At 46.8% G+C, this 20,192-nt stretch carries 2 protein-coding genes; both read right to left on the minus strand.

Features of this window, described 5'->3' with window-relative positions; genetic code table 11:
* Window positions 1-98: 98 nt before the first annotated feature.
* Entirely contained in the window at window positions 99-8,759 is an 8,661-nt protein-coding gene (locus TI10_RS24020; protein WP_075262248.1) for a non-ribosomal peptide synthetase, read from the minus strand.
* A gap of 3 nt (window positions 8,760-8,762) precedes the next feature.
* On the minus strand, window positions 8,763-19,661 hold the full coding sequence (locus tag TI10_RS15410) for a non-ribosomal peptide synthetase (protein ID WP_049584302.1): 10,899 nt from the start codon (window positions 19,659-19,661) through the stop codon (window positions 8,763-8,765).
* Window positions 19,662-20,192 lie beyond the last annotated feature (531 nt).

A 20,192-nucleotide genomic window follows, 5' to 3' on the forward strand; every position in this document is an offset into this window, starting at 1 on the left:
TAGGATTGCCATTACACCTGAATTTGTCGATAAGATTATTGAGTATGATTGTAGTATTAATCTGACGGGGCCAGAAATGCCAGCCCCGTTAGCTATAATTAAATTATATTGATATTATCCTTAATTAATAGCGTGTTGATTATTTCTGCGCTAATAATGGAAATAGCTTCAATAATATTTTCATGATAATAATCATTAAGCAATGTAATCACTAATGGATTGACTGTCCATTGGGAGATATTATTATCCGGTATCTTTATTATCAATTTACCCATAGCTAATTGAATTTCATCTATACAATATGGAGTTATTTGGCCAGCTTTAAATAAGGTAATATTGGTATGGGCTAATTTCCCGCTTAAATTGCAGTTAGTTATTCCATGTTCAAATGGCATTGCTGCCAAAACTTTATTAATATAAGTATCATTTGCTCCCATTTTCCGCAATTTTACAACAATAGGGCCATGCTTGCTTGATATATCTAAGTTATCTCTGAGCTCTTTTATCCCATCATTATTGATTATTGTATCTAACAAGAACAATTGAATTTCTTTTGCACCTAGCTGTTCTAATTGAAATGCAATCTCCATCGCTAATTGTCCACCTAATGACCATCCTAAGATGCGAATAGGTTGATCAACAGAAGTTTCAGTCAGAATTAATTCCCTATAAATTTGAGATATTTGGTGTAGTGAACCTATATGATTATTTGTACAGAGATTATAATTATCGATGCCTATGCAGTTATACGCACCAGATAAATCATTTGCCAGAAATTCATAGACTTCACTACCTGCATTAGCTGGATGAACCATAAACAACTTATTTTTTGCCGTTGATTTTGGTGTTAATAAATTAAGCAAGCTGGATTTTGTATTGCCTGTTTCCAACCATTGGGATAATAGAGAAATGCATTTGCAGCTAAATAAAATATTTAAAGGAATATCAATCCCCATTTCATGGCGTATCGCTGTGGTCAGCTTAATTGCCATTAGGGAATTCCCACCGATACGGAAGAAGTTATCATCAATACTCACCCGCTCCAGCCCCAGGACGGTTTGCCAAATGGCACAGAGCCGGGTTTCCAGTGCATTGCGGGGCGCCACGTATTCCTCTTTGTTTCCCCAGACTGGTTCTGGCAGTGCCCGCCGATCCAGTTTACCGTTCAGGGTCAGTGGTACCGCTTCAATACGGGTAAAGCTGGCCGGTACCATATAGTCTGGCAGGCGGGAAGATAAGTGCCTGATGAGCTCATCGTCTGAAAGTTTCCCTTCCGTCGCCAGATACGCTACCAGTACTTTATGGCCGTTATGCTCATGGTCAATCACCACCGCCTGTTTTACCTGTGGGTGCAAAACAAGTGCGGCTTCAATTTCGCTCAATTCAATGCGGTAACCGCGGATTTTGACCTGAAAATCATTGCGTCCCAGATATTCCAGATCGCCATCCGGCCGCCAGCGGACTAGATCGCCGGTTTTATACAGACGGGTATACCCTTTGGCCTTGTCTGCTGCGGTGGCAAAAGGGTTTGCCACAAACCGCTCGGCGGTCAGCTCCGGCAGGTTCCAGTAACCCCGTGCGACTCCGGCGCCACCGATATACAGTTCTCCCGGCGCTCCGACAGGAGACAAATTGCCATGACTGTCAAGAACGTAAAGGCGGGCGTTATTAATGGCTTTGCCGATATTGGTTGGGATGACTCCAGGTTGATATGTTTTTTCAGTCGCACAAACGGTCACCTCTGTTGGCCCATAAGAATTGAGGACAGCGCTATGACGGTTGAAATGTTCAAGAAAATCCAGAGAGGGGGATTCTCCGGCGGTCACTAATAACTGCAAGGAAGGTAAATGCGAGCCCATTAACAGCTTCAATATTGCTGGCGGTAAGGCGGCTATTTCAATGCCTTCTCGTTGAATGAGTTTTTCAACGGCGGGGCCATTACGTTCTGTTTCGCTGCAAAGGTAAAGAGTCAGTCCATTAAATAAACTGGGGAAGAGTTCGAAAACAGAACCGTCAAAAACATAGGCGGCAAACATTAAGGCTTTTGTTCTCTTGGCGGCATCAAAAATTTCAGCCTGTGCTGTTGCCATATGAGCCACATTTTTGTGCTCAATCATGACGCCTTTCGGCTTCCCGGTGGTGCCGGAGGTATAGATGATATAGGCCAAATTGGTTGATTTGTTTACCGATACTAGATTTCCCACCGGTTTGTCTGCGGTGGTTGCCGGGTCATCCGTTGCTATTAGTATTGGTTGTTCTGCGCATGTTTGCGTCTCTGTCGCCAGCGTTGCCAGATACTTTTGTTGAGTTAGGACACAGGGTGATTGGGTATCGTTTAAAATAAACAAAGCCCGCTCTGATGGATATTCCGGTGAAATGGGCACATAAGCGCCCCCGGCTTTCAGCGCCGCCAGAATACTGATGACCATGTCCAGACTGCGGTCGAGGTAGAGGGCTATGGGCGTATCAGCTTGCATGGGGACATTATGATGTTGCTGACAACGTTCACGGATCACATAAGCCAGTTGGTTGGCCCGTTCGTTAAGCTGGCGGTAGGTGAGGGATTCACCTTCAAACACCAGCGCCACGTTATCCGGTGTCCTTTCCACTTGGGCTTCAAACAGTTGTGGCAGGGTTTTATCCTGCGGATAAGGCGCATCGGTCTGATTCCAGCGGTGCAGCAGGGTATGACGCTCTGCTTCGCTAAGGAAGGAGATTGACGTATGTGACTGGTCTGGATTGCATGCTGCCGCGTGCAGGATACGTTCAAGCTGAGCCAGTACGCGCTGTGTCTGTGTTTCTGTCAGCCAGTCTTTGCCATAACTGAATTTGATGGTGAGACTGTTGTTGTGCTCATAGGCTACCAGCGATACTGGATAATCCACTTTTTCGACGGACCGACGGAATGTCAGGGCATGTTCTATGCTGGTGGGGTTTTGGCTTACCACGGGGGCCGGGTAGTTTTCAAATACCAGTAAGCTGTGGAATAACCGTTCTCCGTCGGATTGTAAACTGGCCAGTGAGACGGCACTGTAGCTGTTGAGGGCAGCAATAGCCGCTTGGATATCCTGTAAAATCACCGCTACACTGTCTGTTGGGCGCCATTGCACCATCAGCGGCAAAGTATTGATATATAGGCCGACACTGGATTCAATTCCCGCCACCGGAATATCTCGACCGGAGACGGTGGTACCGACAACGGTCTGCTCATCTCCTGTGTAGCTGTGAAGTAGCTTATGCCAGGCAAATTGCAAGGCCACATTCAATGTCACTCCTTGTGTTCGGCACATATTCTTAAGCTGTTCATAAGTGCTGCCCTGTACAGTGAGTAGTTGCTCAGCGGGTTTTTCAACGGTTTTTATCTGCGTTAAATCAACGCAATGACTTAGCAAGGGGGAAAAATCATTCATTCCGTGGAGTTGTGATTTATGTTCAGCCCAATAAGCCTCGGATTCTGCTTTATGATCCAGATAATATTGCTGAGTTGCCAGATAGGCTTTATCTACCACTATTTGGGGGACACGTTCTTGTGTGAGTTCGTTGTAATATTCATGCACAGTCTGCAATAAAATCGGGTTGCTCCAACCATCGGTAATACAATGATGTTGCGTGATTAGCACCGTTACCAGATGTTCACTTTGTTTAATTAAGGTGAAGCGAATTAAGCCGGGCTGACTTAAATCAAACGGCAGGGTTCGGTCATGTTGTTGAATTGCTTCAATGGCGCTGTTCCATGCTTCTTCCGGTAATTGACTGATATCTTTGATCTCGAAATTCGCCGAATGAATACTTGCGCCTTCCGTCACAACTTGTAACACCTCGTTTTCCCAGTTAAATGCCGTTCTGAGGATGGGGAAGCGTAGCGAGGCCAGCGCCCAGGCCTGCTGGTAGGCGGCAAGATCGAGTTGTGTGTGATAATCCAGCAACAGTTGTACGCGATAGGCATCATCTTGTGGCTGGGTCAGATGATGATAAATAAATCCTTGTTGCAAACTTGTGGCGGGGTACAGGGCTTCAAGCGGGTAGCGCTGTTGTAGCTGGCGTAGGAGAGAGATTGACAGCCCGTCAATACCATAATCACTGGGGGTTTTTATCCCGCCGATTTGCGCCTGTTGTTGACCAGCCATGATGACAACCTGGAGAGTCTGCTCAAATGCGGTGATAAATAGTTGTGTCTGAGTCGGTGTTAAGCGCGAACTGACACTGAATTGCAGCTTGCCGGCTTGAATTAGTCCATTAATATTGAGTAGTAAATGACTATAGTTATCGTTTGCTATTACGTTTCCACAATAGTCGTTGGTCAGTGACCAGTTTTGCCCGATTGCTCCGCCCAATTGCCCGAGGTAATTGAAGCTTATTGCTGGTAAATCCCCATTCAAATAGCCTGCCTGATGTAATGCCCCATAACCAATGCCTTTATTGGGCACAGTACGAAGCATCTCTTTGGTGTGAATGATGGTGTCTGCAATAGTTGCCTGCATTGCCAGACGAACGGGATACAGTGTGGTAAACCAGCCGATAGTTTCAGAAACATCCAGTCTGTTGTCGATACTCTCTCGACCGTGGCCTTCAAGCGTGATGTGGTTAACCGGTTGAGAAAAAACAGCTTGTAATGCCAGTGTGAGAGCGCTGAGAAGCAAGTCATTGATTTCGGTTTTATAGCCAGCATTGGCCTCATGCAGCAGAATGTCGGTCAATTCGGCAGAAATGCTCAGCATGTGATGACTGATTTCATCTGAAGCGGTGTGAGAGGGATTTCCTACCATGACTTGCTGCCAGTAGGAAATTTCCTGTTGATGGCATTTTGCATAGTGATGGACGGCACTCACCCACTGACGATAACTACTGGTCTTTTCTGGCAGTGTTTCGCCCTGCAACAATCTGCGTATATCTTCAGCAATAATTCGCCAGGAAACTACGTCAATAATCAGATGGTGGAATGCGAAGAATAGCCGGGCGCTGCCATCCGTATATCCGGTCAGATGACCTGCTTGCCATAATGGCCCGTTGTAATAATCAAAGCCACTTTGCCATTGGGTTAGTTGTTGATGTAATGCTTCCTTATTTAATCCCCTGATATCACAGTGATGTAAAAGAGAATATGAAGATGGCATTTTCTCGGAATAGTACTGACGATAGCCGTTTTCGGTATCTATAAAACGGGTACGTAGCATATCATGCCGTTTAGCCAGCATTATCAGGGCCTGTTCAATCTGTACGGATTTAATATTCCCGGGGATCTGAATCATAAATGCCTGATTCCAATGGTGTGGATGTGACCAATTCCAGTCGAAGAAGATTTGTTGGATAGGCAACAGGCTAAATTCCCCGCTTAACAATCCCTGCTCTGCAAGTATGTTAACGGTAGGTGATGAGAGTGCCAGTAGTTGGGCTAACCGGGCTACCGTTGGCGCTTCAAAAATTGATTTAACTTGGAGGGAAAAGCCCGCCTGACGCAGTTTTGACACCAGTTGGATACTGACAATGGAATCCCCCCCAATGCGGAAAAAGTTATCTTCAATGCCAATCCGCTCCAGCCCCAAGACGGCCCGCCAGATGGTACAGAGCTGAGTTTCCAGCGCATTTCTAGGCGCGACATAGCTGTCACGATCTCCCCAGATTGGTTCAGGCAGGGCGCGGCGATCCAGTTTGCCATTCAGGGTCAAGGGAACGGAGTCGATGCGAGTAAAGTTGGCTGGCAGCATGTATTCTGGCAGGCGGGAAGAGAGATGTTCAGTCAGGCTGGCATCAGATAGTTCCCCCGCAGTCACCAGATATGCCGCCAGTATTTTATGGCCGTTATGATCACGATCAATCACTACCGCCTGTTTGACCTGTGGGTGGGCCGTCAGGGCACTTTCTATTTCGCCCAGTTCAATACGGTAACCACGGATTTTGACTTGAAAATCATTGCGTCCCAGATATTCCAGATCGCCATCTGCTCGCCAGCGGACTAAATCGCCAGTTCTGTACAGACGGGTGTAACCGCGTGCTTTGTCTTCTGCGGTGGCAAAGGGATTAGCCACAAAACATTCGGCCGTCAGTTCCGGTTGATTTAAGTATCCCCGCGCCAGCCCGGCACCGCCGATATAGAGTTCTCCCGGTGCGCCGACAGGAGATAAATTTCCTTGATTATCAATAACATAAATGCGAGCATTATTAATGGCTTTACCAATGTTTGCTGCAATATCCCCATGTTGATATCGCTTCCCTGTCGCACAAACGGTCACTTCTGTCGGGCCGTAAGCATTCAGTATGCTGCTATGTTGGCTGAAATATTCAAGAAAATCTGGAGAAGGCGACTCTCCGGCGGTCACTAATAATTGCAGGGAAGGCAACTGAGTCCCAGTTAATAATTTCAGTATGGCAGGGGGTAAGGTGGCCATTTCAATATTTTCCCGCTGAATGAGTTTTTCAACGGCGGGGATGTTACGTTCTGTTTCGCTGCAAAGGTAAATTGTATGACCATGAAGCAGGCTGAGGAATAACTCGGAAACCGAGGCGTCAAAGACGTAAGCAGCAAACATTAAGGCTTTTTTTCTCTCTGTGGCATCAAAGATTTCTGCCTGTGCCGCCACCAGATGAGCCACATTTTTGTGCTCAATCATGACCCCTTTCGGCTGGCCGGTGGTGCCTGAGGTATAGATGATATAGGCCAAATCTGAGGATTTGTTTACCGATGCTGGATTGTCCACGGACTGGCCTGCGGTGATTGTCAGGTCATCCGCTGCTATCAGTACCGGTTGTTTTGCGCGTGTTTGCGTGTTCGTCGCCAGGGTTGCCAGATACCTTTGCTGAGTAACGACGCAGGGTGATTGGGTATCATCCAAAATAAACCGAACCCGCTCTGATGGATACTCAGGGGAAATGGGGACATAAGCGCCACCGGCTTTCAGTACTGCCAGAATACTGATGACCATGTCCAGACTACGGTCGAGGTAAAGGGCTATGGGGGTATCAGCTTGCATAGGGACATGATGGCGTTGCTGACAACGTTCACGGATCACATAAGCGAGCTGGTTGGCCCGTTCGTTAAGCTGGCGGTAGGTCAGAGATTCTCCTTCAAACACCAGCGCCACGTTATCTGGCGTGCTTTCCACTTGGGTTTCAAACAGTTGTTGCAGGGTTTTATCCTGCGGATAAGGCGCGTCGGTCTGATTCCAGTGGCGCAGCAGGGTATGACGCTCTGCTTCGCTGAGGAAGGAGATTGACGTATGTGACTGGTTTGGGTTGCATGCCGCCGCGTGCAGGATGCGTTCAAGCTGACCCAATACGCGCTGTGTCTGTGCTTCTGTCAGCCAGTCTTTGCCATAACTGAATTTGATGGTGAGGTTGTTGTCGTGCTCATAGGCTACCAGCGATACCGGATAATCCACTTTTTCGACGGACTGACGGAATGTCAGGGTATGTTCTATACCGGCGGGGTTTTGGCTTACCACGGGGGCCGGGTAGTTTTCAAATACCAGCAAGCTGTGGAATAACCGTTCTCCGTCGGATTGTAAACTGGCCAGTGAGACGGCACTGTGGCTGTTGAGGGAAGCAATAGCCGCTTGGATATTCTGTAAAATCACCGCTACACTGTCTGTTGGATGCCATTGCACCATCAGTGGCAAGGTATTGATATATAGGCCAACACTGGATTCAATCCCTGCCACCGGAACATCGCGGCCGGAGACGGTGGTGCCGACAACGGTCTGTGCATCGCCCGTGTAACTGTGCAGGAGTTTATGCCAGGCAAATTGTAAGGCCACATTCAGTGTCACCCCTTGTGTCCGGCACATATCCTTAAGCTGCGCATAAGTTTTGTCCTGAACAACGAGTTCCTGTGTAGCTGGGTTTTCAATGCTTTTTATTTGCGCTAAATCGACACGGTGACTTAACAACGTGGAAAAATCATTGGCGCCCTGAAATTGGGCTTTGTATGCCGCCCAATAAATGTCTGATTCAGCTTGATGATCCAGATGATATTGTTGGGTTGCTAGATAAGTCTGCTCCACCATAATCTGGGGCTTCTGCCCTTTTATCAATTGGTTGTAATACTCATGCACAGCTTGCAATAAAATCGGATGGCTCCAGCCGTCAGCAATGCAGTGATGTTGTGTAAGCAGTATGGTGACTAACTGCTCATCCTGCCTGATGAGAGTGAAGCGGATTAACCCGGGATGACTTAAATCAAAAGGTAGGGTGCGGTCGTGTTGTTGAATTTCGTCAATTGCCTTGTTTCGGTCTTCTTTGGGTAATTGACTGATATCTTTGAACTTGAAGTTCAATGGTCCAATACTGGAGCCCGTTGTTACGATCTGTAATATTTTTCCTTCCCAATCAAATGCGGTTCTGAGAATGGGGAAACGTAGTGAAGCCAGTGACCAAGCTTGTTGATAGACGGCAAAGTTGATATTGGTGTGATAATCCAACAGCAATTGCACACGATAAGCATCATCCTGTGGCTGAGTCAGATGATGATAAACAAACCCCTGTTGCAAGCTGGTAGCCGGAAATATCGCTTCAATTTTTTTTCTGGGGGAGACGACTACACCATTCGGACCAGAATGGTTTTCATTAAAAATAAAACTCTGAAAATCTTTTTCTGAGAAAATACTTCTTTTGTTCAAAAAGTCTAATATATTTTCTTTTCTCTGTTTAACCTTATTAATAAGTTGGGAGGGAGGTGTTTCTCCGATGAACGCCAGTTTCAACTTATTCTCATAGACCCATACTGACATATGATTTTTATTAAGTTCTTTAAATAGCATCAACATTTTTTACACGTCCAAAATAGTTTTCTTTTCTGGGTGATGATCTGAATTTTCATAATTCATATGATCAAAACGATGAGTGAGCTGGTTTAGCTGTTCCATTGAAACGTCTTTAAACCCGTAATCACTGGGGGTTTTTATTCCTCCCAATTGAGCCTGCTTTTGACTAGCAGCAATGACGTTATTGAGTGCTTGCTTAAATGCCGTGATAAACATCTCTGTCCGGGCTGGCGGCAAACGGGAATCCACGCTGAATTGCAATTTTCCCGCCTGAACTGCGCCATTAATGCCCAGTAGTAAATGGCTAATATTTTTGCTGTCTAACACAGACCCACAATCATCATTGGTTATGGACCAATCTTGATGGCTGGCCCCTCCTAACTGACCAAGGTAGTTGAAACTGATGGTTGGTAGATCGCCAGTCAGGTATCCCGCTTGATGTAACGCACTGTAACCAATACCTTTATTCGGTACGTCACGAAGCATCTCTTTGGTGTGGATGATGGTTTCTGCAATATCAGTTTGCATTTCCAGACGGACAGGATACATGGTTGTAAACCAGCCAACGGTTTCGGAAAGATCTAATGTGTCGTCAATGGATTCCCGCCCATGTCCTTCCAGAATGATGTAGTTTACAGCTTGGGAGAAAGTCTCCTGCAAGGCCAGTGTCAATGAGCTTAACAGTAAATCGTTAATTTCAGTGTGGTAACCGGTATTGGCTTCATGTAGTAGCATGTCCGTCATTTCGGCAGGAATGCTTAACAGGTGCTGAGTGAGGTTATACAGCATGGGTTTGGTGTCGTTTCCTGCTATTACTTGTTGCCAATAGGGTATTTCATCCTGATGCTGTTGTGCATAATGATGGATAGCGGTGACCCATTGTCGATAACTACTGGTCTTCGGTGGTAAGGTCATCCCCTGTAATAACAGATGCATATGTTCAGTAATAATCCGCCAGGAAACGGCGTCAATAATCAGATGGTGGAATGCGAAGAATAGCCGGGCACTGCCATCCGTGTATCCGGTCAGATGACCCGCTTGCCATAATGGCCCGTTGTTGTAATCGAACCCGCTTTGCCATTGGGTTAGTTGTTGATGTAATGCTTCCTTATTTAATTCTCCGATATTACAGTGATGTAAAAGGGAATATGAAGATGGCATTTCTTCGGAATAACACTGACGGTAGCCGTTTTCGGTATCTATAAAACGGGCACGTAGCATATCGTGCCGTTCAACCAGCATTATCAGAGCTTGTTCAATCTGTGCAGATTTGATATTCCCGGGGATCTGAATCATAAATGCCTGATTCCAATGGTGTGGATTTGTCCAATGCCAGTCGAAGAAGGTCTGCTGGATAGGCAATAGGCTAAATTCCCCGCTTAACAATCCCTGCTCTGCGAGCACGTTAACGGTAGGTGATGAGAGAGCTAGCAGTTGGGCTAACCGGGCCACCGTTGGCGCTTCAAAAATTGATTTAACTTGGAGGGAAAAACCCGCCTGACGCAGTTTTGAGACCAGTTGGATACTGACAATGGAATCACCACCAATGCGGAAAAAGTTATCTTCAATGCCAATGTGTTTTAGCCCCAATACGTCTTGCCAAATGGTACAGAGCTGAGTTTCCAGCGCATTGCGGGGCGCGACATAGTTATGACGATTCTCCCAGACTGGCTCAGGCAGGGCGCGGCGATCCAGTTTGCCGTTCAGGGTCAGGGGTACGGCGTTAATAAAAGTAAAGCTGGCAGGCAGCATGTATTCCGGCAGGCAGGGAGAGAGATGCCTGATCAGGCTGTCATCGGACAGTTCCCCCGTTGCCACCAGATATGCGACCAGTACCTTATGGCCGTTATGATCACGATCAATCACCACCGCCTGTTTTACCTGTGGGTGGGCTGTCAGGGCACTTTCTATTTCTCCCAGTTCAATGCGGTAGCCACGGATTTTGACCTGAAAATCATTGCGCCCCAGATATTCCAGATCGCCATCCGACCGCCAGCGGACTAAATCACCGGTTTTATACAGACGGGTATACCCTTTGGCCTTGTCTGCTGCGGTGGCAAAGGGATTCGCCACAAACCGCTCGGCGGTCAGTTCCGGCCGGTTTAAATACCCCCGCGCCAGCCCAGCACCGCCGATATACAATTCTCCCGGCGCTCCGACAGGAGACAGATTGCCATGATTATCAAGAACGTAAAGACGGGCGTTATTAATGGCTTTGCCGATATTGGTTGGGATGACTCCAGGTTGATATATTTTTTCAGTCGCACAAACGGTCACCTCGGTTGGCCCATAAGAATTGAGGACAGCGCTATGACGGTTGAAATGTTCAAGAAAATCCAGAGAGGGGGATTCTCCGGCGGTCACTAATAACTGCAAGGAAGGTAAATGCGAGTCCATTAACAGCTTCAATATTGCTGGCGGTAAGGCGGCTATTTCAATGCCTTCTCGTTGAATGAGTTTTTCAACGGCGGGGCCATTACGTTCTGTTTCGCTGCAAAGGTAAAGAGTCAGTCCATTAAATAAACTGGGGAAGAGTTCGAAAACAGAACCGTCAAAAACATAGGCGGCAAACATTAAGGCTTTTGTTCTCTTGGCGGCATCAAAAATTTCAGCCTGTGCTGTTGCCATATGAGCCACATTTTTGTGCTCAATCATGACGCCTTTCGGCTTCCCGGTGGTGCCGGAGGTATAGATGATATAGGCCAAATTGGTTGATTTGTTTACCGATACTAGATTTCCCACCGGTTTGTCTGCGGTGGTTGCCGGGTCATCCGTTGCTATCAATATCGGTCGTTCTGCACATGTTTGCGTCTCTGTCGCCAGCGTTGCCAGATACCGTTGCTGAGTGACGACACAGGGTGATCGGGTATCGTCCAAAATAAACCGAACCCGCTCTAATGGATATTCCGGTGAAATGGGCACATAAGCGCCCCCGGCTTTCAATACCGCCAAAATACTGATGACCATGTCCAGACTGCGGTCGAGGTAGAGGGCTATGGGGGTATCAGCTTGCAGAGGAACATTATGGTGTTGTTGACAACGTTCACGGATCGCATAAGCCAGTTGGTTTGCCCGTTCGTTAAGCTGGCGGTAGGTGAGGGATTCGCCTTCAAACACCAGCGCCACGTTATCCGGTGTTCTTTCCACCTGGGCTTCAAACAGTTGTGGCAGGGTTTTATCCTGCGGGTAAGGCGCATCAGTCTGATTCCAGCGGTGCAGCAGGGTATGGCGCTCTTGGGCAGACAGGATGTTAATTCCAGACAGCGATTGTGTCTGGTCTGCCACGAATGCGGCCAGCACTCGTTGATAAATCCCTGCCAGTCTTACGATGGTAGCCTCAGCAAACAGGCTGACGGCGTAGTTCAGACAACCGGTAATATCGGTTTGTCCATCGGATAAAAACAGGCTCAGGTCAAACTTGGCCGGGCTGTATAACGGCTCATCCAGTGTCGCCGGTCTGAACGGCAGACGGTTGTCTGGCGGATTTTCTCCAAAGTTCTGCAACCCGAACATTACCTGAAAAATTGGATGACGGGCGGTGTCACGCTCAATATCCAGCGCTTCAACCAGTTGTTCAAACGGCATGTCCTGATGGATCTTGGCTTCTGTCACTCGCTGATGGGTCTGTTTAATCAGTGTTTCCACACTGGCGGTTTGTTGAAGTGGTAGCCTTAAGACCAGTGAGTTAACAAACATTCCCATCAGGGACTGGGTTTGGGCATGGTGGCGGTTATCTGTCGGCGTCCCCAGAACGATATCGTTTTGCCCGGACAATTTTGCCAGCGTGATATAAAAGGCACTGAGCAACACGGTATACAGGGTGGTTTCCTGTGCTTTTGCCAGCGCCCTTAACTGCTCAGAAAGCCGGGAGTCCAGCACAAACTTGAAATCCCGTCCCTGATAACTCACCTGTGTGGGTCTGGGATAATCGGTGGGCAAAGCTAGCGATTCATAGCCGGACAGGGCCTGCCGCCAGTAAGTGAGCTGGCGTTCACGGACGTCGCCCTGTAAATAGTCCCGTTGCCAGACGGCGTAATCGCCGTAGGTGATCTCCAGCGGAGGAAGCTGGTTGTCACGGCCTTCCTGCAAGGAGTGGTAGATCTCTGCCAGTTCAGCCATAAAGATATCGATCGACCAGCCGTCAATGGCGATGTGATGCCATAGCATTAATAAGTAGCGCCGATTGGAAAGCTGATAGCGGCGCAGGCGCAGGCTGGGTTCTGCGGCCAAATCAAACGGAGTGGCTATTTCAGCACGAACTGTGTTCAAAAATGTGTCAGCATTTTCACAGCACTGGGACTGGATAACTAAATTTTCGTCCAGTTTCTGCGGGTAAACCTGTCCATCATCATCGTTGCGGTACACCATCTTCATGACAGCATGGCGTTCAGCCAGCCGGTTAATGGCAGTTTCCAACAGGGGCAGACAGGCATCATTATCCAGCTCAACCAGATAAGGGATATGGTAGGTATCGGAACCTTGTTCAAACTGCTCGATAAATAACATCCGCTCTTGGGCAAACGATAAGGGATAGTGTTCCTGTGCCAGATGAGGGATAACCGTATAAATCTGCTGTTCCATCTGGGTTGTCAGGCCAGCGATGGTTTTCAGCGTAAACAACTGCGCCAGTGAGACTTCGGTTGCCAGCATGCGGCGGATGGCGGTGGTCAGCCTGATTGCCGTCAGGGAGTTGCCCCCGATGCGGAAGAAATTATCCTCAATGCCCACCCGTTCCAGACCTAACACTTCCTGCCAAATGGCGCACAGTTGGGTTTCCAGCGCATTGCGGGGCGCCACGTATTCCTCTTTGTTTCCCCAGACCGGTTCCGGCAATGCCCGCCGATCCAGTTTGCCGTTCAGGGTTAGAGGAACGGACTCAATGCGGGTAAAGCTGGCCGGTACCATATAGTCCGGCAGGCGGGAAGATAAGTGCCTGACGAGTTCATCGTCTGAGAGTTTCCCTTCCATTACCAGATACGCGGCCAGAACTTTATTCCCGTTATGTTGGCGATCGATCACTACCGTCTGTTTGACCTGAGGATGAGCCGCAAGAGCACTCTCAATTTCGCTCAATTCTATGCGGTAACCGCGGATTTTGACCTGAAAATCATTGCGTCCCAGATATTCCAGATTGCCATCCGGCCGCCAGCGGACTAAATCACCGGTTTTATACAGACGGGTATACCCTTTGGCCTTGTCTGCTGCGGTGGCAAAGGGATTCGTCACAAACCGCTCGGCGGTCAGTTCCGGCCGGTTCCAGTAACCCCGTGCGACTCCGGCGCCGCCGATATACAGTTCTCCCGGCGCTCCGACAGGAGACAGATTGCCATGATTATCAAGAACGTAAAGACGGGCGTTATTAATGGCTTTGCCGATATTGGTTGGGATGACTCCAGGTTGATATATTTTTTCAGTCGCACAAACGGTCACCTCGGTTGGCCCATAAGAATTGAGGACAGCGCTATGACGGTTGAAATGTTCAAGAAAATCCAGAGAGGGGGATTCTCCGGCGGTCACTAATAACTGCAAGGAAGGTAAATGCGAGTCCATTAACAGCTTCAATATTGCTGGCGGTAAGGCGGCTATTTCAATGCCTTCTCGTTGAATGAGTTTTTCAACGGCGGGGCCATTACGTTCTGTTTCGCTGCAAAGGTAAAGAGTCAGTCCATTAAATAAACTGGGGAAGAGTTCGAAAACAGAACCGTCAAAAACATAGGCGGCAAACATTAAGGCTTTTGTTCTCTTGGCGGCATCAAAAATTTCAGCCTGTGCTGTTGCCATATGAGCCACATTTTTGTGCTCAATCATGACGCCTTTCGGCTTCCCGGTGGTGCCTGAGGTATAGATGATATAGGCCAAATTGGTTGATTTATTTACCGATACTAGATTTCCCACCGGTTTGTCTGCGGTGATTGCCGGGTCATCCGTTGCTATTAGTATTGGTCGTTCTGCGCATGTTTGCGTCTCTGTCGCCAGCGTTGCCAGATACTTTTGCTGAGTTAGGACACAGGGTGATTGGGTATCGTTTAAAATAAACAAAACCCGCTCTGATGGATATTCCGGGGAAATGGGCACATAAGCGCCCCCGGCTTTCAATACCGCCAAGATACTGATAACCATGTCCAGACTGCGGTCGAGGTAGAGGGCTATGGGGGTATCAGCTTGCAGAGGGACATTATGATGTTGCTGATAATGTTCACGGATAGCATAAGCCAGTTGGTTTGCCCGTTCGTTAAGCTGGCGGTAGGTGAGGGATTCGCTTTCAAACACCAGCGCCACGTTATCCGGTGTCCTTTCCACTTGGGCTTCAAACAGTTGTGGCAGGGTTTTATCCTGCGGATAAGGCGCATCGGTCTGATTCCAGCGGTGCAGCAGGGTGTAGCGCTCCTGAGCAGACAGGATATCAAGTTCGGCCAGCGATTGTGTCTGGTCTGCCACGAATGCGGCCAGCACTCGTTGATAAATCCCTGCCAGTCTCACGATGGTAGCCTCAGCAAACAGGCTGACGGCGTAGTTCAGACAACCGGTAATATCGGTTTGTCCATCGGATAAAAACAGGCTCAGGTCAAACTTGGCCGGGCTGTATAATGGCTCATCCAGTGTCGCCGGCCTGAACGGCAGACGATTGTCTGGCGGATTTTCTCCAAAGTTCTGCAATCCGAACATTACCTGAAAAATTGGATGACGGGCAGTGTCACGCTCAATATCCAGCGCTTCAACCAGTTGTTCAAACGGCATGTCCTGATGGATCTTGGCTTCTGTCACTCGCTGATGGGTCTGTTTAATCAGTGTTTCCACACTGGCGGTTTGTTGAAGTTGTATCCTTAAGGCCAGTGAGTTAACCAACATCCCAATCAAGGGCTGGGTTTGGGCATGGTGGCGGTTATCTGTCGGCGTCCCCAGAACGATATCGTTTTGCCCGGACAATTTTGCCAGCGTGATATAAAAGGCACTGAGCAACACGGTATACAGGGTGGTTTCCTGTGCTTTTGCCAGCGCCCTTAACTGCTCAGAAAGCCGGGAGTCCAGCACAAACTTGAAATCCCGTCCTTGATAACTCACCCGCGTGGGTCTGGGATAATCGGTGGGCAAGGCCAGTAATTCATAGCCGGACAGGGCCTGCCGCCAGTAAGCGAGCTGGCGTTCACGGACGTCGCCCTGTAAATAGCTCCGTTGCCAGGCGGCGTAATCGCCATAGGTAATCTCCAGCGGAGGAAGCTGGCTGTTACGGCCTTCCCGCAAGGAGTGATAAATTTCCGCCAGTTCAGCCATAAAGATATCGATCGACCAGCCGTCAATGGCGATGTGATGCCATAGCATTAATAAGTAGCGCCGGTTGGAAAGCTGATAGTGGCGCAGGCGCAGGCTGGGTTCTGCGGCCAAATCAAACGGAGTGGCTATTTCAGCACGAACTGTGTTCAAAAATGTGTCAGCATTTTCACAGCACTGGGACTGGATAACTAAATTTTCGTCCAGTTTCTGCGGGTAAACCTGTCCATCATCATCGTTGCGGTACACCATCTTCATGACAGCATGGCGTTCAGCCAGCCGGTTAATGGCAGTTTCCAACAGGGGCAGACAGGTATCATTATCCAGCTCAACCAGATAAGGGATATGGTAGGTATCGGAGCCTTGTTCAAACTGCTCGATAAATAGCATTCGTTCCTGGGCAAACGATAAGGGATAGCGCTCCTGCGCCAGATGAGGGATAACCGTATAAATCTGTTGTTCCATCTGGGGTGCCAGGCCCGCGATGGTTTTCAGCGTAAACAACTGCGCCAGTGAGACTTCGGTTGCCAGCATGCGGCGGATGGCGGTGGTCAGCCTGATTGCCGTCAGGGAGTTGCCCCCGATGCGGAAGAAATTATCCTCAATGCCCACCTGCTCCAGACCTAACACTTCCTGCCAAATGGCGCACAGTTGGGTTTCCAGCGTATTGCCGGGTGCTACGTATTCCTCTTTGTTTCCCCAGACCGGTTCCGGCAATGCCCGCCGATCCAGTTTGCCGTTCAGGGTTAGAGGAACGGACTCAATGCGGGTAAAGCTGGCCGGTACCATATAGTCCGGCAGGCGGGAAGATAAGTGCCTGACGAATTCGTCGTCTGAGAGTTCCCCTTCCGTCACCAGATACGCCACTAGTGCTTTATTACCTTCATATTCTCGATCAATCACCACCGCCTGTTTTACCTGTGGGTGTAAAGCGAGTGCAGTTTCAATTTCTCCAAGCTCAATGCGGTAACCGCGGACTGTGACCTGAAAATCATTACGTCCCAGATATTCCAGATTGCCGTCCGGCTGCCAGCGCACCAAATCGCCGGTTTTATACAGGCGGGTGTAACCACGTTGTTTATCTTCATTTGTGGCAAATGGATTCTCTACAAAACGTTTGGTCGTCAGTTCAGGTCGGTTTAAATATCCTCGCGCCAGTCCTGCGCCTCCGATGTAAAGCTCTCCGGGGGCGCCAAGAGGTACAAGATTCCCGGAACGATTCAAGACATAGGCATACATGTCATTTAATGGCCGTCCAATGCAAGATACTGCTGTGGCGTCGTCTTGGGTTAATTTCTTGTAGGTAACATGTACAGTTGTTTCGGTTATCCCATACATATTGATGAGAGCGGGAGATTGATCGCCGTAATGATTCCACCAAGGTTTCAATTGAACCGGATTCAGTTTATCTCCACCAAAAATCACGTAGCGAAGACGGGGAAATTCAGCGCCAATATTCAATGACGCATCAATAAAGGCATAAAATGCCCCGGGCGTCTGGTTTAATACAGTAACTTTCTGATCTGAACAGAGGCGACTGAATCTGTCAAAATCCTTCGTACATTCTACTGTTGGAATAATCAGACGTCCGCCGTAGAGCAATGCGCCCCATAATTCCCAGACACTGAAATCAAATGTGTAAGCATGGTACAGCACCCAGGTATCATTTTGATTAAAGTGGTAATCTCCCTGAGTGGTTGCGAATAAACGCACAACATTATGGTGTGTCTGCAACACGCCTTTCGGTTGTCCGGTCGTGCCGGAAGTATAGATAACGTATGCCAGATCTGTGGCTCCGTTGATGGGGGCCGGATTCTCTGTTGACAGATTTTCTGTCACTGTCTGATCATCCACAGCTATTAACGTTGGCTGTTTAGTCTGTGTCTGCGTATATTCCCTCAGCGTTGTCAGATATCGCTGTTGAGTCAACACACAGGGGGATGCGGTATCTTCTAAAATAAACCGGACTCGCTCCGACGGATATTCCGGGGAAATGGGTACATAGGCTCCCCCGGCTTTCAGCACTGCCAGAATGCTGATGACCATTTCCAGACTACGATCCAGATATAAAGCCGCCAGCGTATCGGCTGGCATGGGTTTATTGCACTGTTGTTGATACTGTTCGCGGATCACCGTGGCTAACTGATTAGCCCGTTCATTGAGCTGGCGATAAGTCAGTGTTTTCCCTTCAAACACCAACGCCACGTTGTCTGGTCTGGCTGTTGCCTGAACCTCAAATTGCTGATGAAGAGTACGGTCTTGCGGATAGGATATATCGAGCTGGTTCCAGGTATGCAGTAATGTATGGCGCTCCTGTTCTAGTAAAATAGGTAATTCACTGACTAATGATGTAGGGTTGTTGAGTAAAGTAATAAACAGATTTTGTAATCGTTCAAGTATTCTGTTGACATCCTGCTCACTAAAGTATTTCCGCAGATAATTTATCGTTATTTTTAGTTCCTGAGCATACCCATAGTCTTTTAATCTAAAGACGATAGGATAAATATTAAATACTCCATCTATGTGATAATGCTGATTTTCAGTGATTTCGACGTCTGATTCAGAAAAACGTTCATAGAAAATAGAGATATTGGGTAAAGAAAGCTTATATTTATGAGCAATTCGAGCAAGGTGAGATTGAGGAAATTTACAGTGATAATAACTCTTTTTGAGTGCGGATTCTGTTAATTTAATCTGTTCAATCACACTAGCCGCATGAGAAATATAACAATGCGCCGGATACATATTTGCATGCATCCCAACAACATATTTTTCTGATTTTCCTTCTCTTCCATGTGTGATTGTGTTAAAAATCAACTCTTGTTGTCCTGTAAGTTCAGTCATAATAATGCTGACCAGACTCGAAAAAATGAAAAGCGGATTAGTTTTGTATTCTCTACAAAAAGTACGCAAATCTTCTTTAATTGGAAAAGGTAATATTAACGTACAATGATCACTGCCTGTATTCTGATAGCAAGGTGTTAATTGATGTATTTCTTTTTGTTTCAGAAAATCAAACCAATAACTCTTATCTTTTTCATATTGAGTGCTATTGAGATATTTTCTCGACTTGATTATTGTAGTTAAATATTGTGGAATTTCTGACAACCATGCGGTAGATGTTCCATTTTCAAGACATTTGTATAATTTATGGACATATTCATGAAGTCGATATAACCCGACGCCATCAATCATAATGTGATGGAATTTAGTGAAAAAGTAGTATTTTTCATTATCTAAGCGGATTAGTGTAATCTGATATGGAGTTTCCTTTAAATAATCGATAGGAATACCGACTTGTTGCTTCATCCAAAGATGTGCTTTCTGTTCAGGATCAAGTTGCATCGAAACATCGTAGCACTTGATTAATTCTGGCGTGTTTTGATTTTGGATATATTGAATAGCTTCATTATTAGAATTAATTGATATACGTAAACGTAACATATCAATGTGTTGATATAGTAAATTACACACTTTCTGCAAAATAACTATATCAACATTGTTTTCTATCAATGTATACCAGCCGAGACTGTGTATTGGACTATTCTCATAAAGCATTTGTTCGTAAAACACATCTTCCTGAGAAGGATGAAGACTATATAAGTTCGAATCCGATGAACCCTCAGATGTTCTCATAGTAAATTATACGAATGTATTCCGTTTGTAAGTTATTTGTAATTTATGGCATGAATGAGTAGATTTCATTACTTGCCTGACTTTAAATTATTCATGTTACGGTCTTAATTTAATAGGCATTGGCATAATCTGTCATAGCGTCACTACAGATAATCTCGCAATCTTTCAACACTCTTCCTCATGAAAAAATAGTTAATATAGTATTTATTGGCTAATGATTCACTTTCTATTAATTTCCTATATATTCAAGCTCACATATTTGTCACCAACCTTATTTTTATTAAATTTACTTGCAGAAATTATTATTATCTTTATTTATCATACTATAATCATGATTTTTGCGATGCAATAATAATTGTCATTTGAATTGATGTCTGTATTGTATAACAAGCTTTTTAATCAGGGCAAGATCGCTAATATTTTTTAATCACAAATAAAGAATAAATCAATTAATCTGAGGAAGTAGTTATGAGCTTATACTCTCTTTTTGAGAGCAGATACTATGTACTTTGAGAGGGAACCCTAAAAACT

It is taken from the genome of Photorhabdus luminescens subsp. luminescens (genome assembly GCF_001083805.1).
GTDB lineage: Bacteria > Pseudomonadota > Gammaproteobacteria > Enterobacterales > Enterobacteriaceae > Photorhabdus > Photorhabdus luminescens.

What these genes read in the sequence shown, in the direction of transcription:
- TI10_RS24020 (WP_075262248.1), bottom strand. Translation starts at nt 8,759, where the DNA reads ATGTTGATGCTATTTAAAGAACTTAATAAAAATCATATGTCAGTATGG.
- TI10_RS15410 (WP_049584302.1), bottom strand. Translation starts at nt 19,661, where the DNA reads ATGAGAACATCTGAGGGTTCATCGGATTCGAACTTATATAGTCTTCAT.